20 protein-coding genes and 1 pseudogene are annotated in these 23,843 nt (G+C 40.2%); 8 read left to right on the plus strand and 13 right to left on the minus strand.

Annotation, left to right across the window (positions count from 1 at the left end):
- Positions 1–1,029 (plus strand): annotated as a pseudogene (locus DWW90_RS19455) (site-specific integrase); the annotation flags it as partial.
- A 464-nt stretch (positions 1,030–1,493) separates the two neighbouring features.
- Here DWW90_RS19455 and DWW90_RS19460 read toward each other — a convergent pair.
- The 7 genes from DWW90_RS19460 to DWW90_RS19490 form a co-directional block, all read right to left on the minus strand.
- Positions 1,494–2,339, minus strand: a complete 846-nt coding sequence (locus DWW90_RS19460; protein ID WP_122346164.1) for an RteC domain-containing protein — start codon at positions 2,337–2,339, stop codon at positions 1,494–1,496.
- 193 nt (positions 2,340–2,532) lie between these two features.
- A complete protein-coding gene (locus DWW90_RS19465) occupies positions 2,533–2,832 on the minus strand; it encodes a hypothetical protein (RefSeq protein ID WP_122346165.1) in 300 nt (99 codons plus the stop codon).
- A 61-nt stretch (positions 2,833–2,893) separates the two neighbouring features.
- A complete protein-coding gene (locus tag DWW90_RS19470) occupies positions 2,894–5,431 on the minus strand; it encodes an outer membrane beta-barrel family protein (protein WP_122346166.1) in 2,538 nt (845 codons plus the stop codon).
- A gap of 171 nt (positions 5,432–5,602) precedes the next feature.
- Positions 5,603–6,214 (minus strand): Crp/Fnr family transcriptional regulator, encoded by a 612-nt coding sequence (locus DWW90_RS19475; protein WP_122346167.1) that lies wholly within the window; start codon positions 6,212–6,214, stop codon positions 5,603–5,605.
- Between the two features lie 52 nt (positions 6,215–6,266).
- Positions 6,267–7,109 carry a hypothetical protein gene (locus DWW90_RS19480; RefSeq protein ID WP_122346168.1) on the minus strand — a complete coding sequence of 281 codons (843 nt, stop codon included), beginning with the start codon at positions 7,107–7,109 and terminating at the stop codon, positions 6,267–6,269.
- Entirely contained in the window at positions 7,096–7,443 is a 348-nt protein-coding gene (locus DWW90_RS19485) for a PadR family transcriptional regulator (protein ID WP_122346169.1), read from the minus strand. Before DWW90_RS19485 ends, DWW90_RS19480 begins: the two co-directional genes overlap by 14 nt.
- Before the next feature lie 636 nt (positions 7,444–8,079).
- On the minus strand, positions 8,080–9,405 hold the full coding sequence (locus DWW90_RS19490) for an ATP-binding protein (protein WP_122346170.1): 1,326 nt from the start codon (positions 9,403–9,405) through the stop codon (positions 8,080–8,082).
- 403 nt (positions 9,406–9,808) lie between these two features.
- On the opposite strand from DWW90_RS19490, the gene DWW90_RS19495 reads away from it, so the two are divergent.
- Complete coding sequence (locus DWW90_RS19495) at positions 9,809–10,570, plus strand: class I SAM-dependent methyltransferase (RefSeq protein WP_122346171.1); 762 nt, start codon at positions 9,809–9,811, stop codon at positions 10,568–10,570.
- Between the two features lie 34 nt (positions 10,571–10,604).
- On the opposite strand, the gene DWW90_RS19500 is transcribed toward DWW90_RS19495, so the two are convergent.
- Positions 10,605–11,114 carry a nitroreductase family protein gene (locus tag DWW90_RS19500; RefSeq protein ID WP_122333426.1) on the minus strand — a complete coding sequence of 170 codons (510 nt, stop codon included), beginning with the start codon at positions 11,112–11,114 and terminating at the stop codon, positions 10,605–10,607.
- A gap of 172 nt (positions 11,115–11,286) precedes the next feature.
- Positions 11,287–11,943, minus strand: a complete 657-nt coding sequence (locus DWW90_RS19505) for a YitT family protein (protein ID WP_122346172.1) — start codon at positions 11,941–11,943, stop codon at positions 11,287–11,289.
- Positions 11,944–12,099: 156 nt separating this feature from the next.
- Here DWW90_RS19505 and DWW90_RS19510 point away from each other — a divergent pair, with 156 nt between their 5' ends.
- Complete coding sequence (locus tag DWW90_RS19510; protein ID WP_233547833.1) at positions 12,100–12,945, plus strand: helix-turn-helix domain-containing protein; 846 nt, start codon at positions 12,100–12,102, stop codon at positions 12,943–12,945.
- Here DWW90_RS19510 and DWW90_RS19515 read toward each other — a convergent pair.
- Positions 12,942–14,561, minus strand: a complete 1,620-nt coding sequence (locus DWW90_RS19515; RefSeq protein WP_233547834.1) for a hypothetical protein — start codon at positions 14,559–14,561, stop codon at positions 12,942–12,944. The two genes, DWW90_RS19510 and DWW90_RS19515, sit on opposite strands and share 4 nt — an antisense overlap.
- Before the next feature lie 102 nt (positions 14,562–14,663).
- Between DWW90_RS19515 and DWW90_RS19520 the strand changes: the two genes are divergently transcribed.
- On the plus strand, positions 14,664–15,422 hold the full coding sequence (locus tag DWW90_RS19520) for a GNAT family N-acetyltransferase (protein ID WP_122346178.1): 759 nt from the start codon (positions 14,664–14,666) through the stop codon (positions 15,420–15,422).
- On the opposite strand, the gene DWW90_RS20430 is transcribed toward DWW90_RS19520, so the two are convergent.
- Positions 15,383–15,604, minus strand: coding sequence for a hypothetical protein (locus DWW90_RS20430; RefSeq protein ID WP_147382455.1), 222 nt, complete (start codon positions 15,602–15,604; stop codon positions 15,383–15,385). The genes DWW90_RS19520 and DWW90_RS20430 overlap by 40 nt on opposite strands.
- A 77-nt stretch (positions 15,605–15,681) precedes the next feature.
- Between DWW90_RS20430 and DWW90_RS19525 the strand changes: the two genes are divergently transcribed.
- Positions 15,682–18,228 carry a hypothetical protein gene (locus DWW90_RS19525; RefSeq protein ID WP_122346174.1) on the plus strand — a complete coding sequence of 849 codons (2,547 nt, stop codon included), beginning with the start codon at positions 15,682–15,684 and terminating at the stop codon, positions 18,226–18,228.
- Positions 18,229–18,294: 66 nt separating this feature from the next.
- On the opposite strand, the gene DWW90_RS19530 is transcribed toward DWW90_RS19525, so the two are convergent.
- Together DWW90_RS19530 and DWW90_RS19535 are read right to left on the minus strand one after the other, a co-directional pair.
- Positions 18,295–19,503, minus strand: coding sequence for a DUF4861 domain-containing protein (locus DWW90_RS19530; RefSeq protein ID WP_115498602.1), 1,209 nt, complete (start codon positions 19,501–19,503; stop codon positions 18,295–18,297).
- Between the two features lie 154 nt (positions 19,504–19,657).
- Complete coding sequence (locus tag DWW90_RS19535) at positions 19,658–20,011, minus strand: hypothetical protein (RefSeq protein ID WP_122346175.1); 354 nt, start codon at positions 20,009–20,011, stop codon at positions 19,658–19,660.
- A 348-nt stretch (positions 20,012–20,359) separates the two neighbouring features.
- On the opposite strand from DWW90_RS19535, the gene DWW90_RS19540 reads away from it, so the two are divergent.
- The 3 genes from DWW90_RS19540 to DWW90_RS19550 form a co-directional block, all read left to right on the plus strand.
- A complete protein-coding gene (locus tag DWW90_RS19540) occupies positions 20,360–21,691 on the plus strand; it encodes a PhoH family protein (RefSeq protein ID WP_115498604.1) in 1,332 nt (443 codons plus the stop codon).
- Between the two features lie 75 nt (positions 21,692–21,766).
- Positions 21,767–22,987, plus strand: coding sequence for a hypothetical protein (locus DWW90_RS19545; protein ID WP_122346176.1), 1,221 nt, complete (start codon positions 21,767–21,769; stop codon positions 22,985–22,987).
- Positions 22,988–23,057: 70 nt separating this feature from the next.
- Positions 23,058–23,843: PDDEXK nuclease domain-containing protein (locus DWW90_RS19550; protein ID WP_122346177.1), on the plus strand; the 786-nt coding region annotated here is incomplete at its 3' end.

Below are 23,843 nucleotides of genomic sequence, written 5' to 3' on the forward strand. Positions count from 1 at the left end.
ATTTAGACTCAAAAATATATATGCATAGCTCCACAATTTTTCGGGGTGATCCATTATCATACTCTATTGGAACAAGACGGTTATGTGACCTCTGAACGGGTAAAGAACGCCTTTTTAGGTAAGATTGAACGGGGTAAAACCTTAATTGAGTTCTTCGAGATGCACAACGAGCAATATTTGCAAAAGGTAAAGATGAATACAGTAGATAAGACTTATTCACGTTACGAACTGACAAAGAAACGTCTTATTGAGTTTATGAAGTTAAAGTATTCAGTTTCGGATATGCTTATCAAGGAAGTTAATGTCGTGTTCATTGATAATTTCCTGTTATACATCAAAAATCACTATGGATGCACCCACAATACAGCGATGAAGTTTATACAACGCTTTAGAACCGTTGTGAACTTTGCCAAGAACACAGGATTAGTCACCGCTGATCCTTTCGGGAATTACCGGGTAAAGTTTGAGCAAACGGATAGGGATTATCTAACAATGGAAGAAATAACCGCTATCTACAACAAGAAGTTTGCTTCTAAAAGGTTGGAACAGGTACGGGATTTATTCATTTTCAGTTGTTATACGGCGCTTTCATATATTGACGTATGCGAGCTTACCAAAGAAAATATTCGCACCTCATTCGATGGTAACTTGTGGATTATGACAAAACGACACAAAACAAATGTGGCATCCAATGTTCGGTTGCTTGAAATACCTAAAGCTATTCTTGAAAAATACAAAGACAAGTTACCCAACGGAATGATTTTACCAATTATAAGCAATCAGAAAGTTAATGATTACCTGAAAGAGATTGCAACTATTTGCAACATAAACAAGAACCTGACATTTCATGTTGCAAGACATTCGTGTGCAACTTCGGTGCTTATCGCTAATGGTGTACCCATTGAAACTGTATCTAAGATTTTAGGTCATACTAATATTAGAACTACTCAAATTTACGCCCGGATAACCGATTTAAAAGTAAGCAATGATATGGAAATTTTGGCACAGAAGTTAGATGTAGCTAAATGAATTTCAGGTTACTGAAATTTGTTATCATTAGATAACAGCAAGGTGTGTCCAGAGCTGCTGAGAATTATCTCAGCAGCTCTAAACTCTTTTAGAAAGCTACTCCGAAGTCGTGTTTCCAATGAAAGAAAAATTACTCAATTAAATGTATTTTTTGCTCGTCGGGACGGGTGGTCCCGCCCCTTGCCGCTGGGCGTTCCCCGACCAATGAGTTTTTTAGTGAAGTATTGAAATATTGTTTTCTTGAAATATTGATAGCATGATTTCTTGACAACTTGTTTTCTTGACGTCAAGATTGCAAGATTTCGAGATTGCATAGAAGCAAGATTGTAAGACGGGCAGAATGATTGGCAGACAACATTATATCTTTCACGTATAGGCAAAAAAAATTCTCTTTTCAAAAGCCCATGTAGTTTATGAGGGACTTGCAAAAAGAGAAAATAATATAGTCGAACTTTACAGGAAGGTTAATTGTCGTTTTCGTCCATTTTCCGAAGGAGTTTTTCTATTAAGCTATTAAGAAACGCCGTTCTGTCCCTTTTGCGCTCCCTGATGGTAAGATAGGTTCGGTAATAATCACCTAAGTCTATTTTAAAAGATGCTTCTAAATAGGTCATTATTTCCTTTATATCCGCATTTCCATTGTTCAATACCCCTGATGCATATATAGCATACCCCAATTCAATAGCAGCAATCTTTGTTCCTGTCCATCGAAATGGATTATCAGGGAGAGATGCACGACTGGTTTCTACTACTTCTATCCTTTCTACGTCTTGTAATCGCTGTTGCAAATAGATTTCCAACATATCATTAGCCAACATCTTGGCTACCCTATGGTCGCAGCAGGTAGAAAACAATGGGTCTTTATCCAATAAGCCACAATTATGGCATAACTTGTAGTTCTCATATCCCCTAAGAAAGTAGTATTTATCCAAATGTGTCGCCTTAGAGCGATAATATTGGTAAAAGTCAAGGTTGCTGTTACAGAAGTCTACGATTGCAGCCTGTTTCTTTTTGTAATGCTCTTTAACCACCTCTTTATTACCATTCGGTTTCCTCAATTCAAGTGTATAAATATCATTATAGTATATCAATTTGCTTAGAATTAGCGGCTTGACATATTTAAAGAAGTCTATTTCTTCTTCGCTATCCTGAAAGTTGTATTTATGGATAAATTCTCTTAATTCTTCAAACAAGGGTCTAATAAAGTTAATCATATACAGAGCCTTGTCGGAAGATAAATCATTATCAATGCAGGAAACTTCTATCTCCATGTTGATTTTGGAGATTATTTCATCGGATATTTGTTTCATTTGTCAGTAATTCTACTTGTTTTAAATAATTGATTATATTTCATTATTCCTCTTCATGCTTAATAAAATCATTCTGGTTTTAATTGGTTAAAGAAATTATAATAAGAGTTTTATCAAGCATAAATAGTGGTAATAATCAAATAAAAAAGTTGTCAATAATATTATTTATTGACAACTCTCTATCACATTTTGGCTATTTTGGTTTACTGATGAAATATCGAAGCGCGATATAATAATACAATACAGCTTGCAAAACAACCGAGATTCCCCAGAAAAGAGTATTCGTTATTTCGTCATTCACCCAATGCGATGAACCCAGTTCCACCCACAAATATTTTTCCAGCAGGATATACAACGCACCGAACGGAATATTTAATATACTATATATCACCGATGCAAATTCCCATTGCCATCTCAACACTCCGAGAAGATAAGAACACACGAATACTACTGCAAGAACAGTAAAAAACAATTTGAAATTAATCTTTTTCATTTGTCGAAAATTTGAATTAAACAATTTGTATATAATAGATTGAAAGTCTATCCATCTCCAACTACATTTCTTTGGAGTTTTCCGTGTTGGAATTACTGTTTCCCCCTTTCACATCATCATTTTTTATGGTATGGCGTACCTTCTTTATTTTTTCTTTCAGCATTCCGAAACGGTACGAAACGCTTAAACGAAATTCCCGTGAATTGCGCCAGTTGGTCGAAACATAAGAAAATCCATCTCCCGTTGTTGTCATTTCCATTTTCATCGTCTTCCAGAATGGATTTTGCACGCTTACCGATACGGACAATCTCTTTTTAAGAAAACTCTTTCCCAAGTTCAGCCCCGTAAAGTAGAATGGGGATTGTTTGCCTTGCAGCATGATTACAGGGCTGAAATACCCCCCTTGTAGATTGATGGAAAACTCTTTGGGAAGACTAAACTGCGCTCCGGTAATCACCCGTCCGGAAAAACCGCTGTTTTTAAAGTTTCTCGCTTTGCTATCCAAGTCCGTATAGTCCAGCCCGCCATTGAGAAATATCCGCACAAATCCGGCAGGGCTTAAATTTCCGTGAACAAATAGTCCAGCCTGACTTTTTTTCCCGATATTTCCGTAGCTGTTCCACAACGCCCCGTTGTATTGCGAACGGGGATCGGAAGGCGCAAAGTCTGCAATCTCGCTGTACCTTTCTATTGAGTTGTCTATATAGTTATAGTACAGGCTTGTATTTATGCTGAACTTCCTTCCGAATTTACTGAAATTCAGATCGAAGTTATTACTCTTTTCCGATTCAAGATTTGGATTGCCTTGTGTGACCGCCTGCGGGTTCGTGTTGTCAATGTACGGGTTCAAATACGATATTCCCGGACGCTGTATACGCATATTATAGCCGATACGTATTTGTGACGTGTTATCAATCTGGTAGGCAAGAGCCGCATTGGGGACTATATCGAAATAATCAACGGAAAAGTTCATATTGGGAGCTTTCGCAAATTTAGCCACCAGGCTTGTTCCTTCGCCCCGCAATCCCATCTTGATACCTAATTTATTGAACTTCATCTGATAACCCATATATGCGGCGTAAATCTGTTGCGTATGTTTGAATCTACTGTTTCCAGCGGAAACATCTTCCCAACTTTCCGAATCAGCCCGGTAAATCTGTTCCAGCGTTTCACTTTTGCTCTGGCGGTTTATGTATTTCACACCACCCTCGACCGTTTGGTTCTTCCATGTTGGAGTTGTGTAATCAATCTGTGCCGTATGTTCCGAGGTAGCGGCATTATTGATATTCCATTGCGGAAATTCGTTTGCAAGGTAGTAATCCTCTACGTCCGACAATTCGGTATGGTTATCGTTATCATTGGGTAAATGGCTGAAACGGTAGGATAAAGTCAGAAACTCATTTTTCCTGCTGCCCGTATGTTGAAAATCTACATTTATATCCGTTGAACCGAAGTCGTTTTTAAACCGGGTATCACGATGATATTTATAGACTTGCGGTATTTCCGTTCCGTCAACCTTATTCAGGCTCGCATCCAACTCTGATTGTATGTTCGAGTTCCCCCTGAACAGATTAACTCCTATGCTCAACAAATTCAGTGAATCTATTTCATAGTCGGCTTCCAAAAAACCGAAATGGAATGGTGCTCTGTTTTTGCTACGCCCTTTTTCAACCAACCTCGACGGCATATCTCCCGTAATCGCATCCTTTTTTGTCTCACGGACGGTACGGGAGTCATACCACGGCGTATTACGGTTGTTATATCCGTAATTGGCGGTCAGTCCAAGTTTGTTCATCTTCAAAGCCAGATAGCCGCCAGCCCCGAACGTTCCGAAGCTGCTTGCGTTGGCACGGACAGTTCCGGTATACCCTTGCAGTTTGTTTTTTACTGTTATGATATTTATAATCCCCCCGATACCTTCGGCATCATACTTTGCGCCCGGATCGGTTATCACTTCTATGTTCTTAATGGAGTTGGCAGGCATACTTTTCAATGCTTCCGAAGCATTTCCATTACTTAAAAGATTAGAGGGTTTACCATTTAAGAATATTTTATAATTGGAAGATCCTTTCAGTTGAATTTTATCGTCCCCGTCCACTGTTACCAACGGAACTTTACGAAGCATCTCCAATGTGTTGTTCGTCTTGGATTCGGGATCATCCTCTATGCTGTACGTCAGTTTATCAATATCAACTTTCACTAATGGCTTGTGGGCACTTACGGTTACTTCTTTTATTTTCTGAATATTTTCCTTCATTAATAACTCTCCCAAATTAGTTTCGCCCTTTTGCCCTGCCAGAGTGAAATGCCTAATTAGTTTTATTTTCCCTACCGATTCTATCAGCAGTAAGTAGTTGTCTGGCTTGGCTACCGTTGCGGTAAAATTTCCGTTTTCGTCACAGACAAATGACTGAATCGTTTTTTGGGGGGAATCTGCATACGCAATCCTCAATGTTGCGTATGGCACAGATTCATTTGACACAGAATCCAATACACACCCGCTAATTTTATAACCGGCATTACCTGTATTTCCGCTTTGCGCAAACAAATTAATTGACATTAGCCATGCCAGCAATAGATAGATAATATTTGTTCTCATTGATATTAATATTTGAATTAAACTTCTCATTCTTTAACCTGATTTCAGGCATAAAAAAAGCCCCATATACGAACTCGAAAATCAAGTTTGTACACAGAACAAAGATATGGATTAACTATTTAATACACAATAAATTATGATTAACTTCGGATGCTGTAAAATTAATCCAAATTAAGAAATGCGCTTCCGTATGCAACTAAGAGCCTGCGGCGTTATACCTATATACGAAGCGATATATTTCAATGGAATATTTTGCAACAACGTTTTATCCCCTTCAAGTAGCTTTACATATCGTTCTTCCGGTGTATATTTAAGCAAACTTAATTCACGGACTGTTTTTCTTGCGAAGGCATACTCCAATGTTACCCTCATTATCTTGTTTATATTGAGCGATGTCTTATATAAATATGCCAGACTATGCTTGTTCAATCGCCAAACGACCGATTTACACAACGCCTGCACGTTAAAGACCGGAGGTTCACTATCCTTTAGGGAAGGGCAGGCATTTGTAAATTCACCGGAAAAGCAAAAACCGAAAGTCACCTCTTTATCGTTTTCCATATCGGATAGCCAGCTGCGGAAGATACCCGATTCAATAAAATAAATATAGTTTCTGGTTTCTCCCTTCTTTATCAGATAATCGTTCTTATCAAGCTCGATCTGTTCAAAATGCTTACATAGGAACAGCTGTTCCTCATTAGTCAGGCGGATACCTGTACCAAGAGTATCGGCATCCATAAAATTAACAGCTTGTTCGATTAATAGTGCGATATTCGTGCGCATATCTGATAGTTTTTATCGGTGTGTATTTCAAGATTATATCACAGAGTGTATTTCACGCCCAGAAAAAGAAACTTGAAACTGACGTGATTAATAGGGCTAAAGTTCCCGACAGCATCAGGAACAAAAGGCGGATTTTCTTTCTTTTGCATTTCAGGAACAGATACAGACCGGAACAAAGAATAACAACCGACAGTATAGTAGAAGGTAGCATCCATAACGAATGTATTTCATCAGTGAAGAGCGAAACGAATATCGGTGCAAACCCGTAAAGAGCAAACAAGATTAGAGCCGGATCATCCTTAATTTTCCTTGCCAGTGCTTTCAACGGTTTGAACGAACTGTTGAACATCAGTCCGATAAGGACGGTCAAAAGCAACGGGAACCATGCCCATAGTCCCAGCCTTTCACTACTGAACGAAGGTATTCTCACATAAGAAAAAAAGGCACTAAAAAGCAGGCAGAAGCCGATTGCCGGAAAACTCCAACGGGGAAATTCCTTTACCCAACCGATACAAAAAAGGGCGTACATCATAATGACAGATGCCAGAAACGTCATGGATAAAATGGAATAGGGAGCGTTTACACCCATATCCAATGCCCATGCCAAGCCAAATACTCCAAAAGGAATGACTGCAAGTAAAGAGGTGCGCGTTGAGAATGAAATTTCCATATTCAGCAGTTTTAAAGTGAACGATTCTATTTTTTTCAGTTTCAATCCCGTTTGCTGTTCCAGCACAAAGTCCAGTGAACTTTCAAACGTATCGCCGTTATCCATCCTTTCCTCAATCAAACAGCAGATGTGATCGAGCAAATCACTGAAAACCAACTGGCTTTCAATTCCCGCTTTAGCCAGATAGGTTTCCACTTTTTGGGTTTGGTTTTCATTTAGTATCATAAACGGATTGCGGTATATCGAATAATTGCACAAGAATTTGGATGGATTGTCTTACTTCATCCAGTTTGGAAGTTGCAGTCTGCATCTGCGAACGGGAAAGAGAATAGTATTTCCTTTCCCTGTTCCCAATCTGTTCACTTTCCACCACAAGAATACCCTCATCCACCAATTTGTGCAAAGCTGGGTACAATGCCCCTTCAGTGAGAATTATATTATCAGAAGATAACTCTTTAACCTTTTGCGCAATCTGGTAGCCATACATACGTCCATTGTCGCTTATGAGTTTAATAATCAATGGCTTAATCGTCCCTTTTAAGATTTCATTCGAGAACATAACCTGTTATTTATAGTTCAACATCAAGTTTACTCTGCAAATATAGGAATAATTTAAATACATAAGAATATTATGCAAATAAAATTTAGGCATTAATTTAATCTTCACTGAATCCACTGCTGAAAATTCGGTTTTTCTTTCAAGGATTCTTATAATGTTTCAGTGCAAGGTGCAAGTGCGTGTATATATATACACGCTTGCACCTTGCACTTGAATTATATACATTCATTATCAATGATTTGCATAATTCAAAAAGAATGTGTAATTTTGAACCCAAGATATAAGCAGACATACACCAGACAGAAACGGACAGTTTCTTAGGGCTAAAACGTGACAGATACAAGGCTTATAATTCCGAAGATATTGATTTTTAGGAGAATATACCGCAAGGTTCATGACCCAGGCGGATCACTGAAAACAAAAGAAAAATCAAGCAAATCCCTGATAATCAATCATTATCGGGGATTTCTTTTTTTCCTAATAGCCAGGATACTTTCACCGCGCTGTAATTGGAATTTTTTTACGCATTTCATAATCAGCAAATGCCTTGAATAATGTATCAAAGCCAATATTATATAGCGATCTTATTTCCATTTCGGGTTCCATTCAATCCTTGTTCCGTCTTCTGAAGAATAGTTACATATCATCCATTGAAAATAACCGACTCTCTATTTCATATTTGAAAAGGACTTTTTTCTTCAAAGCCTCTATCTTGAGAGCAAATAAGTCCGGCTTGAAATTTTTGGATTGCCGTTTTACTTCTGCTACTAATGCTTTTTTCTCTTCGACATACAAACCTACAATATCAATTTCATCCTGATCCTTGTTATTCTTTCCCTGCCACCACGAGCCAATCTCAGCAAACTTTTTACTCTCTATCATTTGCTGACGGAAATACATTTCAAGTGCCAATCCGGAGAAAGTAGGATAGTCTTTCTTGATAATATCAGCTAAGCGTTCGTAGTTCTGAATCTCAATGTAGTTCTGATATTTAATAAAGTACCTGAACCAAAAACGCAAAAAGAGATCCGAAACATCGTAGCGAACCGTTTGTGAATTCTCTTTAGAGAGTATGGGACGTTTCTTCTTTATCAAATCATAATCTTCTTCCAACCGTTTTAATTGACCACCCAAACTTATTCCTCCCATAGCAGCTTCCATTTCAGGTAATGTGTTTTTTCCATTAGAAATGGCGGACAAGATTGAAAAATAATTGCCATACTTCTTTCCGAACTCTTGTATCAATAGGGCTGTCCCTTCTGTGAGAAAGGAGGAATCCGGTTGCAACATCAAATCAACCATACTTTCCATATCAGTACAGCCTCTGTCCATAAACTGTTCTATGTATTTGGGAACTCCTCCTGTAAATGTGTACAAGGCTAAAAGATCTTCCTTTGTATAATCCGGCTTATAATCCGTCAAGATTTCTTTCAGAACGGATGTCGTAAAGGGGAAAAGTTTCATAATTGTGTCCGCACGACCATACAACGGTTCTTTTGAATCTCTGAACAGTTGATTCATAAGCGTATAAATCGAACCGCTGACAACAAGGTTGACATGACTTTGTTTCCTGTATCGATCCCAAACATCTTGCATCAAGCTGTAAACAACCGGGTTGATATAATAGAATTCTTGAAACTCATCAATAATCAAATTGTATTTCATACGTGTACCCAAATCCATCAGAAAACGGAATAGCTCAGCGAAATTTGTAAATTCGGGAACATAGATATTCAATGATTGACGTATCTCGGCGGTGAAGCCGAAACAGAGGTCGGTCTCATTGCTACGGCTAACAAACAGATAAACAGTAGGCGTGCCCTCACAACTTTTGAGAATGAGACTGGTTTTACCAATACGCCTTCGACCCGTAAGTACAGTCATTTGGGAATGGATAGAAAAAGATACTTGCCGTACTTTTTCCAATGAAGCCAATTCCTTCTCTCGATTATAAAATCTCATAAGTGGTATCTTTTATTATTCTACTTTTAATCCGTAAACTTTACCATCATAAACTTTACCGCGGTAAGGTTTGAAGGAGTATTTGCAAAAATAACAAATATTTCGAAGAGTAGAAATAATAAATGCCTTTAAATTAGATGACAAGGGCAATTCTTTTAAAGATACACTTCTGATAACAGGGACGGTTTGTCTTGCGATCTCTCATTTCTAAATAAGTGTGATATAAATTTCTTATTCCAACATGATAAATCACATTGTATTCCAATTATTTAATATTTTTGCGGGTGAAACAATAAAGGAGTACACTCTATTTCTTAATGGTAGCATGATAGGTAATAAGTAAGTTAGCTGTAATTGGAACACACTGAAGTAATATTGTGCAATATATAAATAGAAAAATAAAATGAATACAGATTACAAGGTTGGCGATTTGATTTATGACGCAAATATTTATGATGGATTAAACACCTTTCTATCTGATTTGCAATTTTACAAAAAATGGTTGCCGAAAAATAAGGATGCTAAAATACTTGAACTTTGCTGTGGTACAGGCAGACTTACGATTCCAATAGCAAAAGATGGATATAATATTTGTGGAGTAGATTATACATCATCAATGCTTGAACAAGCAAAGGTGAAAGCTTCCGGAGTAGGATTAGATATTAATTTTATTGAAGCAGATATTAGAACATTAGACTTACAAGAAAAATTCGACCTTGTTTTTATTCCGTTTAATTCAATCCATCATTTATATAAAAATGAAGATTTATTTAAGACATTAATGTGTGTCAGAAATCATCTCAAAGAGGGAGGCTTATTTCTGTTCGATTGTTTTAACCCTAATATTCATTATATTGTTGAAGGCGAAAAAGAACAAGAAGTTATAGCTGAATATACAACTAACGATGGAAGGAAAGTCTTGATAAAACAAATAATGCATTATGAAAATGCTACTCAAATTAATCGGATAGAATGGCATTATTTTATAAATGGTGAGTTTCATTCAATTCAGAATATGGATATGAGATTGTTTTTTCCTCAGGAATTGGATTCATATCTGGAATGGGCTGGATTTAGTGTTATTCACAAGTTTGGAGGTTTTGAGGAAGAAGTATTTGATAATAATTCAGAAAAGCAGATATACGTTTTAGCATTTAATAAGTAATCCAATTATGTTTTCATAGGGTATGTGTTTTAGTTTATAAGATTGTAACTATTTCATCAACAGGTTTTCTTGTAGAAGAATGTTTAGGCAATTCATTTACATATCCTACTGATACAATGGCGACAGGATATTTTTCGGGAGGTAACTGAAAGTGAGACTTAAGCATTTCCACATCAAAGTTACAGACCCAGCAGCTACCTAATCCAAGAGCTGCCGCAGCTAAACAAATATGCTCTGTTGCAATAGCAGCATCAATATCTGCATGATTCTTATTATCAGACTTGCGTACCCATGCAATGGAACTATCTACACATACAACTATGTAAACCGGAGCATCGGCAAACCATTCTCTATTATAGCATTGTTGCACTTTTAGCCGTTGCTCTTCGCTCTTTATTATCAAAAAGTGCCACGGCTGATAATTAACGGCAGAAGGAGCAAAACGGGCACATTCTACGATATTATTAAGTTTCTCTTGCTCTACTGCATCAGATTTATAACTTCTTGCGGAAAAGCGTTTTTTTGTAAGTTCTAAAAAGTCCATAATGTGATTGTTTTTATTATTCGGAGCAAAGTTATACTATTTCCTGTTTTATATAATCGGCTTTTGAAATATAAATGCTATATATTTCTACATTTGTAGCAGTGATATGGATTAGTGATATTATATGATGCCTGATTTTTAAACATTGATGTTACCTTTTACTCCAAATGCTTCATCTTTGAACTATCCGAATAAGTATCTTGCGAAGTCGTGGAGTCATGTGAAGAAAGAAACGGGCAAAGAGTCCGACGAAAATAGCAGCAGCTACGGTTCCTTCCCGTACTCCCGAGATGCCGCCCAAAAGCAAGAATGAGGATACTGCCGCTAACAGCGTGCAACTTACGTCAAAACAGATTTTTAGATACCCGAATTCTTTTCCGCTTTTAATAACTACAGCTTGTATGAATGCTTCTGCCGAGAGCATGACCACGTTGGCGGTGACTTCCATAGATATCCCCAAGCCGGTCAAGAGACAACCTGCGAGCAATACGATACACCTTGCCGGATAACTTTCGGGGACGACAGAAACAAATAATAGCATGGACAAGTCGATAAATGCGCTGAATAGAAATGATACCGGTATCTGAAGATACTGAATCTTTTTGAAATCATGTTTTAGGACAACCATTTGTCCTATGATCAGGATTACATTTAAGCCAAAGACAAAAGTACCCAGCGAAACCGGGAATTTTAAACTCAGCACATAAGGCCAACACGAAATGGATGAAGCTCCAAGTCCGGCTTTGATGGTTAGTGCTATGCCGGAAGCCATGATGTATAATCCCGCAATAAAAAAGCCATAGCGGGCTGTCAATTCTTTTTTACTCATATAATTAATAATTTTATCGATTTGATTCGGCTGCGAAATTAGTCGTTTGCTTTGAGGTGGCAGATATAAAAAAGCGGCCTAAAATGTGCAAAAAGTAACATTCTTACCTCTTGTTGCCACTGAATTGCTATTTTTGCAGTGCAAAAAGGATTCATGATGGACAAATTATCAATAACAAATATAGCATTTGATTGTGTGCCGCAGCAACCATTCCGTTCCGGACATGGCGAACTGTTGTTCTGCGAGTCGGGGCACATCCGCATTTACATAAACCAACATTTATATGAGTTGAGTCCCGGGAGTGCCATACTGATTTTCCCGGAACAGATCGTTCTTTATTGCGAGGCCGACGAACAGTTGAAAATCATTTCCGTTTCATTTTCCAAAGAGTTTCTTCATGACCTGTTCCATTCGTTCCCGTCTGATAAAGTTTCATTTCTCAGGGAGCATAACTGCTGTTCCTTGTGTGAAGTAGGAGAGAGCCTGATGAACCATTATATACAGTTACTTAGACTGAAATTGGCAGACAGTCAGAATCGTTATCAAAATGAACAGATCGTGCTTTGTGTCAGGATGATATTATATGAAATAGCAGAAAAGGCTGAACGTATTTACAATGACGTCCAGTCGACTACAGCCTGCTGGCAGCTCAAAGATAAGTTTGTTTCAATGGTCGAGAAAGAAGTCCGCAGTTTCCGTTCCGTGGACTACTATGCCGACTGTCTCTGCGTTACTGTCCGTCATCTCAGCAAGATAATCAAGCAGACTATGGGGTATACAGCCAAACAATGGATTGACAACTACGCCATATTGGAAATGAAAGTGGCTCTGCAGTCGGCAACACTGTCTGTGCAGGAGGTGGCATGGATGTTCCATTTTCCCGATCCATCGACATTCAGCCGTTACTTCAAGAAACATACAGGATATTCTCCATCGGAATATCGGGAAGCCCTATGTGTAATGACAAAAAGAATTGACAGTTCGCCGCCGTCTTTGGATTAGCCTATGATATCAATATATTCCCACTTTTGTCCTCCGGCATGCTTATTCTTTGGTTTTTTACAGCAACATAGGCAGATTGCCGAGTTGCTTATATTATATTTTTCAGCAGCTTCTTTAAGTGTATCGAATATCTCTCCGGTATTGATGCACCTTATCTTTCTACTCCTTTTTCGTATTGTATTCTTTAGTTTGCAACTTTTACAACCTTGTCCTTTCAATAAATTTCCTGGATACGACTGCCAGACCTTATTGCATTCGCTACATTGTACTAATATAGGTTCACGCCTGCATACATATGTTCCCAGGATTTTAATTGTAGGTGACAATTTTGCGATTTCCGCGACAAAATCATCATGGGTCCTTCGTGCCTTATTGGAACACTTAGGACAACCTGTTCTGCCAGATTTTGCTAAAAGATGATACGGTTGAGTAGACCATATATAGTCGCATACTTTACATTTTATTGTTATATTAGTGCTATTGTTGATATACCCTGTCAGAGGTATAATATTGGGTTGTAATAAGTTTAATCTTTCAATGAATTTATTATTCGTTATTTTTAAAGTGCCTGCACATTTAGGACATCCTGAACCTAAACGTAAAGACGTCGGTACCACATACCATTCATGGTTGCAGGTTTTACATCGTGCTTTAATTTTATCATTAGCTCCTGTAAAATCACCAATAATTTCAATTTTATCGTTTATTTTAGATAGTTCTTCTTTAAATTCATCTGTGGTCATCCGCCTTGAATCGATTTGAGCATTCCTTTTAATTTCTTCCCATTCATTTATATCAAGGTTTGAATCTAAGCCAAATTCAGAGAGGATGGCTTTTGTCATTTCAATCAGTTTATTGGTATTTCGACGGGAGGTAAGATCACAATGTGTCACAAGGCAATTATCAAAAGGAGCTGTTGTTTCATTATAGTGATCATATATGGTAATAAGTCTGATCCCTTTATCCTTACACAACAGATGCTTTTTCCAGTCTTTTGCTACCAGATTTTTATGCCAGTACCATGAACCGGGTTCTATGGCTGCTTTCAATTCTGGTATATATATGTCTAATTCAACTCCTATAGTGTTTTTTTCTCTTGATATTACTTTAGATTTGCTTAGAATGTGGGTAAATGTGTGGTATATGAACTGCTCTAAAAAGGAGGTACATGCCTTGTGGCAATTTGGACAGCCACGTTTACTCAAAACATCATGAGGTGATATTTTGTATTCATATCCGCAGGCATTACAGTGGAGTGGCATTAGTGTATGATTATTTATATATATTCCGTCCCCCTTCACAACAAGATTCGAATCGATTTTATGAAGACGTTCTAAAAAGATTTCCATTGATAGGCGTTGAGATTCTCCCCGGCGGGATCGCCCACATTCCGGACATCCCCTGCCGCTAAGAATATGTGCAGGGGTTATATCACATTCATGTCCACATTTCAAAAATCTGAATTTGGCTTTTTCAAGTGCTTTCACATACTTACCGATTATAATAACATCATCTCTTTTGGATTTCAAATCTTCAACAAATTCTGCATGGGATTTCCGATTGGTCCCCCTATATTGGGGGCACCTATGTTCGTGTGATAGCCTTTGTTTTGACATAAGAATATTTTTCGTAAAGATAATATTTTTGTAATTTCTGCAAAACTTCAATCAAAATTGTATCTTTGGTTGAGTTATAAAAACTATAAGAAAGAAGTAACGATGATTGATTTTGTTAACTTGACAGCAGAAAACCTTGCCGATGAGCATTTATGTTGCATTATCCGCAGTAAAAAGCCCCATCCAGGAGTGGAGGCAAAACGGCAATGGCTTTCTGAGCGGTTGGGTGAAGGCCATGTTTTTAGAAAGTTAAATGAGAAGGCTGTGGTTTTTATTGAATATGCTCCTCTTGAAACAGCTTGGGTTCCCATAACCGGTGACAACTATTATTATATATATTGCTTATGGGTTTCCGGTAACTATAAAGGAAAAGGGTATGGAAAAGCTCTGATGGAGTATTGCTTAACTGATGCCAAAAAGAAGGGTAAGTCCGGCGTTTGTATGCTTGGTGCGAAAAAACAAAAATCATGGCTTTCTGATCAGTCTTTTGCTATGAAATTCGGTTTTGAGGTTGTCGATACCACCGAAAATGGGTATGAGTTGTTGGCGCTTTCCTTTGATGGGACAGTACCTCAATTTGCAGGGAATGCGAAGAAACTAAGCATCGATAACCCTATCTTGACTATTTATTATGATATGCAATGCCCCTATATTCATCAAAATGTAGAAATGATAAAACGATATTGTGAGACGCATAAGATCCCAGTCGATTTAATAAAAGTGGATACGCTGCGCAAGGCAAAAGAATTGCCTTGCGTTTTCAATAACTGGAGCGTATTCTATAAAGGTAAATTTGAAACAGTAAATTTGTTGGATGTCAGCTATCTGGAAAGAATATTGAAAAACAGGGAAAAGCAATGATAGAAATCACCTTCACTAATCACTCTCTCGCCTTCCTGTAGCCCGGAAGCTATTATTGACAGCCCTTCTTTTACAATTTCCACTTCTACCGGCCTGCGCACATACCTGTTTTCCGCTGCCTGTACATACACATAGCTATCCTTTTCACCTTGCAGAAGCGCTTTTTCGGCAATATGAATCATTCAGAAGGGAATTAGAAAACCATTAGAGGAGCGATCAAAAAGTAAACAACTTATTCTTGTCGGATGTTATAATTACAATGAGTGAAATAGAGCAAATACATTGGTTTTACCGGGGGGTGTTTACTTGTCTATTGCTTGTCTTGCTGTCCCCGTTTCGTACGGATGCTGCCGTGCAAGATACTGTCAGGCGGTCTATCTATCCGCAGGATATGAAAAATAAAAGCGACCTTTACAATAAGCTTTGGGGCGTGCACTACCGGACGCTTTATACTATTCCGATTACGGTAGAAGCTGTCACGCTACATACGCTTTTAGGGGGTATGCAGGGAGTGGATCAAGCAGCAGATTTCCATGCCCTGATCCTGGCCGACCGGCACAACCGGCTGTATATGCTCAAGCCGCTTGGCGGTTCCACCAGCTTCCTCGAATCCAAGTTCTTTCGTGAGATGTATAATAAGAAGGAATTTAAGGGTACTTATCTTGATAAGTTTATCGGAGACGCCTATACCATTATTAATCCGTACACTTTTCTTGCCGCCGACCGGATGGCAGAGATCGCCGGACTTAGTAATAACAATTCCCGTATTTATTTTATGCAGGGAGGAACACAGGAAGATACGATTGCCAACGGAGCCAGCATCCACAACAAACTGATCAGCCTTCGGAACGTGCCCGACACTGCTACCCAAAGGAACATCTTTTCTACCGAACAGCTGCTCAAACAGATACGGCAGAGCAAATCCTACCAGGTGAATCAGCAGGAATACATTGCCGAACGCTTGTACGATATGCTGATAGGCGACTGGAACAAGATTCCCGAAAACTGGAATTGGCGGGCTGTGCATTCGTCCGACAGTATATTGTTTACTCCGATCGTGATAGACCGCAATCATGCCTTTACTAAGACTGACGGTTTGCTGTTCAAACAAATGTTGAAAGTCTTGGGACTCGGTTTTATTGCAAATTTCAGCGGTCATCCGAAAGATGTCGAGAAGATCAATACGCTTGGCTATACACTCGATATGGCATTAACAGGCCAGACAGACGAACAGGTCTGGATACAACAAGCTTTGATTCTCCAAAAGACCCTGACCGATTCGGTTATAAACGAGGCGTTCTGGCTTCTCCCTCCTGAAATCCAGGGGACCGAGACGGATGCAATAAAGGCGAAACTGCTAATCCGTCGTGACAGCCTGCCGTATATGGCTCACCGTTATTACCGGAAACTGCAACGGACACCTGTCCTGACGGCTACGGATGGGGACGACCGGATCATGCTCGAACGCTTCGGACATGACAGCCTGAGGGTCTGCATCTATCCGAAAGGAAATCCTGTACCCTCTTTTCAAAAGAAATATTCCGGTAAGGATACTGAAGAAATCTGGCTGTATGGACTGGATGGCAATGACGAGTATGAGGTGAGGGGAGAAGCCGCAAAGGAGTTTCCCGTCTATCTGATAGCCGGACCGGGACGTAATACGTATAATATGGAGCAAGCCCGCCGGATTCGTATTTATGCGAACGAATCCGACCGTGACCGCCTGAAATCTGTTTCCGGTGTCCGTGAAATCATATCAGACAGTCCCGCTATCCACGACTACGACTATGAGAAGGTGAAATATAAAAAGCTTGAGTTCACTCCCTGGGGATTCTACGATTCTGATATAGGCTTTAGCTTAGGGGCTTTCTTTACCTATACGATGTACGGCTTCAAACAGTCGCCTTTCACCTTCCGCCATCGTATTGGTTACAACTATTTGCAGGGATTCATGTATCAGGGGACATTTCCTTTTTATGACGAGCGGAAGAGCTTCAATCTCGACGCTTTCATCGCTTCGCCCCGTAACTTCTTCAACTTTTTCGGTTACGGCAATAATTCGGAAGGCTTTAAAGATGAGGCGAAAAACTATAACCGTGTCACGCTTCGGCAATATTCGTTGATCCCTTCTTTCCGCATGGAAATGAAACGGAACCAGCAGTTAACGTTGTCCGCTTCGTTCGAGATGTATAAAGCCAAGCAGACGGAAGGCCGTTATATCAGCCAGGTACTTCCTGACAATCATCCGATATATGGGATGAACCTGTTTGCCGGAGCGGAAGCTGCCTATCAGATCGGGATGGTTCCGGCTTCTTTTATTCCCAAACTGGAAGTGGCTGCTTCATCCGGTTGGAAGATGAACCTGAAAAATCCGGGGCGCAACTTCCCGTATTCTAAACTGGACCTGTCCACCACGTTCCGCTGTTCGGATCGTTTTTCGATAGAGACCGGGGCGGAAGTGAAGCTTTTATATAATAATAAATATGATTTTTATCAGGCTGCCGGCATTACCTTACGGGGGTTCCGGGATAACCGTTTTATCGGAAAGCAGTCTTTCTACCAGCATACCGATTTCCGGCTGGATATGGGGAAGATCCAAAACCCGTTCACACCGCTGAAATACGGACTGTTTACCGGTTTCGACTATGGGCGCGTCTGGTTTCCGGACGAACATTCCCGAAAGTGGCATACTTCTTATGGAGGAGGTTTCTGGCTGACGGTTGTGAATAAGGTGACGACTCAATATTCCTGGTTCGGTTCGGAGGAAGGGGCACGTTTTCTGTTTGCGATAAGGTTGGATGTTTGAGGGATAGAATCAGAAATAAAAAAAACAGGCGGGTAGTTTTTGTTACGCTACCCGCCTGTTTTTGCTTTATTTGATTGTCACAGTCAACGGCTCTTTCAGATTCTGTGCGAACTTCTGCACATAGTCGAACCATTCGGCGGAATTCTTGAAACCCCATTTGCTCCAGCCTGCACCACTGTAATAAGTATATGTGTCGCCCGGATTGTAAGTGCTGTAAGCCAAAACATGTCCTTCGGCACCGCGTTCGGCTTTTTCTTTGTCCGAAAATTTGACAGCTTTTGCTTCGTTGATCTTTTCCGGGAATACGGCAGCAACAAACGTCTGGCCGTTTGCCGGTTCTTCCGGATCGGCATAGGCAATATAACCTTTAGCGGCATCTGCCTGGTAGTCTTCGCTCGGTTCATGCAGTACGATACCGGTAACAACCGGGGTAGCCTCTGTCAGGTTATCGTATGCAACGGAAATCTTATTCAACTGTGAACCTGCATCGAGAGATATCATGCGTGTTTCGATCACGTTGCTGTTATCTTTTACGGTCAGCGGATTGTAAACCAGCTTAACGGTGAAACGCAGCGGGCCGTTATCCAGAATCTGATACTCTTTATAGCAATACGGATAAACGATGGAGTCGTTGGCCAGCAGGGCGGAAGTTCCGGCTCCCAAAGTCGGGCCTACCTTATAATAATCCAGTCCGTTGCCATGATCGATATGGTATGAAACCGATTCTGCCAATTGCTGGGCGGCTTTCGGATCCGTTTTACGCAGTTCTGCGATCTTTGCTTTTGTTTCCGGGTCCAGTTCCGTCTTGTAACGCATATCGACAACTGGTTCGGATACACATTTAACCCAGACATCGCAGCCATAAGCCTTTTCTCCGGAAGCCTGAAGGGCAGGACCATAGGTACGGAACGCAATGCGGTCATTTTCCCAAGCTACGTCGTCCACGCGTTCGGGATATTGTTTTCCGCAAGCAATCGTTTTGAATTCTTCCGGTGTCCCCGGAGTAATCTTGTATGTCACGTTTTCACCGGCCTTGACGGAGACAGGGAAAATGATTTTGTTGTCATACGTTACCTGATAGGGAATCTGGGAACCGCTGTTGTCGGAAATGATAAACGTTTCTCCATTCAGTTTGGCAACAGCATCCGATGTGATTTCGGTAATTTCATTCGTACGGTCCGTTGCGGACGGATTGCTGATGGTTATCTCGACCACCTTTTCCTGCGTGCACGCAAACGCAGAAGCTGCTAACAATAAGCTGAAAATCTTCTTCATAAATTTGTTATGTGTTTAATTTAATGTATTCGTTGATATTGATTTTGCAAATTTGGTTGTAAAAATAGGGATTATTCATTAAGTTTTCAAAAGTAAGCACCGCTTTGTTGAGCAGATTTGTTGTTTAAAGGTTATTTATACTTTTTTTGTGTGTTCATATGTAGGTCGGACGGCTGTAGGATTTACAATAACCCCCTTTTAGGGCTGTTTTTCTATTTCGTCCGAAATCTTGATCGATTTTGGTTTGACTTTTTTCATGGTTTATCCCTTCCTGTCTGACAATAGGTGGGGTGAGGTGCGCAGCCCGTTCTGAAAAGCATTCTTTTTGATTGCCGGAAGGCATAAACACCGACAAAGTGATAAAGCTTAACTCCCGGAGAATCGCCTGTAGCAAAACAAAGGCGGACTGCGTCTCAAATATGCAAGGAAAATTTCGGGAGCTTGTCGCCACGACGACCGTCTTCATCGCCCTCGCGACCGTCTTCATTGGAATGGCGACCGTCTTCATAGGGTACGGTGACCGTCTTCATGGCGATAAAGTACCTCGAAAATGAAATAAAGGTTGACTTCCCTGCCTAAAGACTCCTGGAAAAGAAGAAAAAGTCCCTTTTTGACGTCCGAAAAGTGGATTAACATTTGTTCGCTTTCAGACCTTTTCTTAACCAGAAAAATGCGTTTTATACAATAAGTCCCTTCGGAAATTTGAAACAGTATCTATAAATATAAAGGGGAGTGGCTAAGTGAAAATTGTAGAAAAGTAGAATTATTTGGTCAAATTGATATATTCTTAAGGGCCGGAGGATAATATGTCAGAAATATTTCTATCTTTAAGGCATAATCATTAAATCGAAAGATCATGGGAGTAAAGAAGAATTTTGTGTTGGATACCAATGTTATCTTACACGATTACAAGTGTATTGAGAACTTTCAGGAGAATGATATTTATCTTCCGATCGTTGTGTTGGAAGAGTTGGATAAATTTAAAAAGGGGAGCGACCAGATTAACTACAACGCCCGCGAGTTCGTACGCGAGTTGGATACGTTGACCAGCAATGATCTCTTTTTAAAAGGCGCCTCACTGGGGCCGGGCAAAGGTTCTTTGCATGTGGTGACTGGTGACAAATATCAGGAGAAGATTTACCAGTCGTTCCCGGAGAAAACAGCAGACCATCGCATACTGTCGTGCACACTCTCCGTTGCGGAAGCCGAAAAGAACAAAAAGGTAAAAACCATTCTGGTGACAAAAGACGTGAACCTGCGGATGAAAGCCCGTTCGCTGGGTATCGAAGTGGAAGATTACATAACCGACAAGGTTGTCAATGTCGATATATTTGAACGTGCACAAGATACTTACGAGAATATCGATCCGGATCTGATCGATAAAATGTATGCCACATCTGACGGCATTGATGCCGACCTGTTCGACATAAAATCAAAGTTGGACCCGAACGAATGCTTTATACTGAAAAGTGTCCGCAATTCTGTATTAGCCCGCTATAATCCATTTACGAATACATTCAAGAAAGTCGATAAAGGCACAAACTACGGCATCCAGCCCCGCAATGCGGAACAGAGCTTTGCTTTTGAGATTTTGAACGACCCGGATGTGAAACTTGTCGGATTGACTGGAAAGGCCGGTACGGGTAAAACCTTGCTGGCATTAGCATCTGCCTTGAAACAGGTGAATGTCTACAAGCAAATCTTACTGGCGCGTCCGATCGTTGCTTTAGCAAATAAGGACTTAGGATTCCTGCCCGGCGACGAGAAGCAGAAGGTGGCTCCTTATATGCAGCCGTTGTTTGATAACCTGAATGTCATCAAGGGACAGTTCTCACCCGGCAGCGCCGATGCCCGTAAGATTGACGAACTGCAAAAGGGCGGACAGTTGGTTATCGAAGCATTAGCTTTCATCCGCGGGCGTAGCCTTTCGGATACATTCTGTATCATCGATGAAGCGCAGAACCTGACGCCGCACGAGATCAAGACGATTATCACCCGTGCCGGCGAAGGAACGAAAATGGTCTTTACCGGTGATATCCAGCAAATCGACTCGCCTTATCTGGATGCCCAGAGTAACGGGCTTGCCTATATGGTGGATAAGATGAAAGGACAGGACCTGTTTGCCCATGTCAACCTGATAAAAGGTGAACGCAGCCAGTTGTCCGAATTAGCGTCTAATTTATTGTAACAAATAATTCACAGGAAGGGCGTGTCGGAAGTGCTTTTTGACACGCCTTTCATTTATCCTGATTTAAATCAATCCATGAAAAAGCTATTCCTTATTTTCGCTTGTCTCTGTATCATCCTTCAATATTCCGAAGCATGTACATCTATTATTATCTCCGGAAAAGCGACCCCGGACGGCAGACCGCTCATGTGGAAACATCGTGATACGGATGAGCCATATAACCATATTGTTTATGTGGACGAAGGCGGATATCGTTTTCTCGGACTTGCCAACAGCAGTAACAAGCAGGACGATGCTATATGGACAGGATCTAACGAAACCGGTTTTTCAATTATGAACACCGCTTCTTTCAATCTGAAAGACGACGATATTGAAGAGATGGATCAAGAAGGGGCCTTGATGAGAAAAGCGTTGAAAACATGCAAAACTATCTCTGACTTTGAACATTTGCTGGACACGCTTCCCCGCCCGTTGCGTGTAGAAGCTAACTTTGGAGTAATCGATGCTTTCGGAGGAGCGGCCTATTACGAAACAAACAACGAACGATATTATAAAAAAGATGTGAACGACCCTGTTCTGGCTCCCGACGGATACATCATCTACACGAATTTTTCTTTTGAGGGGCGTAAAGACAAAGGTCTGGGATACATTCGCTATGAAAGTGCCCGAAAGATTTTTAAGGAAATGGAAAAAGAGGGATTCACTCCCCGGAATATTTTCAAGGAAGCATCCTGTTCCTTCTATAACAGCCTGTTGGATATAGATCTGAAAAACGAAAATGAAAGTCCTAACCGCCACTCGGGATGGTTCGTCGAGCAAGATTTCATTCCCCGTTCGGAAAGTACGGCATCTATCGTCATACAAGGGGTAAAACCGGGTATGAATGCAGAATTGACCACCATATGGACTGCATTAGGTTATCCGCCAACTTCGGCAGTCCTTCCTTTATGGGTTAAAATGGGAACAGCCCAGCCGGCTCTCACTTCTTATGACTCTGTTTGCGGAACAGCTCCTCTCTGCTTATATGCCTCTAAACTGAAAGAGGATGTTTATTCCATTCACAGGGGAAACGGGCGTAAATATTTACATTGGCAATTGCTCTGGAACAACGAAAAAACGGGTTATATGCAAAAGCTCGCCTCCATCAACGACGAAACCTTTGATGTATTCACATCAAAACAGGCGGAATGGGAAAAAAACGGCTTGGACACATCAACGATAAAAGAACTTTACCGGAACGCTGAAATAAAAATCAGAGGGGCTTACCGGCAATTATTAAAAAACAGTCCTCTATAGTAATTGGTGGAGACAAAAAACTATTGGTAATATCTTGTTACCTTTGTTCGAAAATAAACAATAGCAATTCATGAATAAGCTGATTAAGACAGATCATGATTATAAGGCATGGTTGGCAGGATTAAAATACCGCATTCGCCAATCACAGATAAAGGCTGCGGTGAAAGTAAATACGGAGTTAATTCGTATGTACTGGGATTTGGGACGGGACATTGTAGAAAAGCAATCGGAAAGCAGATGGGGAAAAGGCTTCTTTAATGAATTGAGCCGTGACCTCAAAGAGGCTTTTCCTGATATGGAAGGTTTTTCTGTTACCAATCTGAAGTATATGAAAAGGATGTATCTGTTTTATAATCAGAGAGATGTAATTCGTCACCAACTTGGTGACGAATTACCAGAATATTTTCTTTCCATACCGTGGAGACATCAAGTTGAAATTTTCACAAAAGCAAAATCTGTTGATGAAGCACTGTTCTATATTCATAAAGTTGTGGAGAATGGTTGGAGTCGTAATGTACTAATGAACTTTATCGAAGCAGGTCTGTATAAGGCAGAAGGCAAAGCCCTTACCAATTTTACAAGTTGTTTGCCAAACCCCCAAAGTGATTTGGCACAGCAGACATTGAAAGACCCGTATAATTTTGATTTCCTCACTATGCGCGAGGGATATGCAGAGCGGGAACTGGAAGATGCACTCACTAAGAACATAACCAAACTACTTTTGGAACTTGGAAACGGCTTTGCCTACGTGGGCAGACAAGTACGGCTGGAAATTGGTGAAGAAGAATATTTTGTAGATTTGCTGTTTGTGCGATTTGTTTATACCAAAACCATAAGTTCTCTTATGGGTGGGTAT

Source organism: Parabacteroides sp. AF17-28, assembly GCF_003479205.1.
Classification (GTDB): Bacteria; Bacteroidota; Bacteroidia; order Bacteroidales; family Tannerellaceae; genus Parabacteroides; species Parabacteroides acidifaciens.

Excerpts from the sequence above, each read along its gene's own strand:
- DWW90_RS19495 (WP_122346171.1), top strand. The coding sequence starts at position 9,809 with ATGAATACAGATTACAAGGTTGGCGATTTGATTTATGACGCAAATATT.
- DWW90_RS19465 (WP_122346165.1), bottom strand. The coding sequence starts at position 2,832 with ATGAAAAAGATTAATTTCAAATTGTTTTTTACTGTTCTTGCAGTAGTA.
- DWW90_RS19470 (WP_122346166.1), bottom strand. The coding sequence starts at position 5,431 with ATGAGAACAAATATTATCTATCTATTGCTGGCATGGCTAATGTCAATT.
- DWW90_RS19510 (WP_233547833.1), top strand. The coding sequence starts at position 12,100 with ATGGACAAATTATCAATAACAAATATAGCATTTGATTGTGTGCCGCAG.
- DWW90_RS19500 (WP_122333426.1), bottom strand. The coding sequence starts at position 11,114 with ATGGACTTTTTAGAACTTACAAAAAAACGCTTTTCCGCAAGAAGTTAT.
- DWW90_RS19525 (WP_122346174.1), top strand. The coding sequence starts at position 15,682 with ATGAGTGAAATAGAGCAAATACATTGGTTTTACCGGGGGGTGTTTACT.
- DWW90_RS19520 (WP_122346178.1), top strand. The coding sequence starts at position 14,664 with ATGATTGATTTTGTTAACTTGACAGCAGAAAACCTTGCCGATGAGCAT.
- DWW90_RS19540 (WP_115498604.1), top strand. The coding sequence starts at position 20,360 with ATGGGAGTAAAGAAGAATTTTGTGTTGGATACCAATGTTATCTTACAC.
- DWW90_RS19505 (WP_122346172.1), bottom strand. The coding sequence starts at position 11,943 with ATGAGTAAAAAAGAATTGACAGCCCGCTATGGCTTTTTTATTGCGGGA.
- DWW90_RS19535 (WP_122346175.1), bottom strand. The coding sequence starts at position 20,011 with ATGAAGACGGTCGCCATTCCAATGAAGACGGTCGCGAGGGCGATGAAG.
- DWW90_RS19530 (WP_115498602.1), bottom strand. The coding sequence starts at position 19,503 with ATGAAGAAGATTTTCAGCTTATTGTTAGCAGCTTCTGCGTTTGCGTGC.
- DWW90_RS19480 (WP_122346168.1), bottom strand. The coding sequence starts at position 7,109 with ATGATACTAAATGAAAACCAAACCCAAAAAGTGGAAACCTATCTGGCT.
- DWW90_RS19490 (WP_122346170.1), bottom strand. The coding sequence starts at position 9,405 with ATGAGATTTTATAATCGAGAGAAGGAATTGGCTTCATTGGAAAAAGTA.
- DWW90_RS19545 (WP_122346176.1), top strand. The coding sequence starts at position 21,767 with ATGAAAAAGCTATTCCTTATTTTCGCTTGTCTCTGTATCATCCTTCAA.
- DWW90_RS19460 (WP_122346164.1), bottom strand. The coding sequence starts at position 2,339 with ATGAAACAAATATCCGATGAAATAATCTCCAAAATCAACATGGAGATA.
- DWW90_RS19475 (WP_122346167.1), bottom strand. The coding sequence starts at position 6,214 with ATGCGCACGAATATCGCACTATTAATCGAACAAGCTGTTAATTTTATG.
- DWW90_RS19485 (WP_122346169.1), bottom strand. The coding sequence starts at position 7,443 with ATGTTCTCGAATGAAATCTTAAAAGGGACGATTAAGCCATTGATTATT.
- DWW90_RS19515 (WP_233547834.1), bottom strand. The coding sequence starts at position 14,561 with ATGTCAAAACAAAGGCTATCACACGAACATAGGTGCCCCCAATATAGG.
- DWW90_RS20430 (WP_147382455.1), bottom strand. The coding sequence starts at position 15,604 with ATGATTCATATTGCCGAAAAAGCGCTTCTGCAAGGTGAAAAGGATAGC.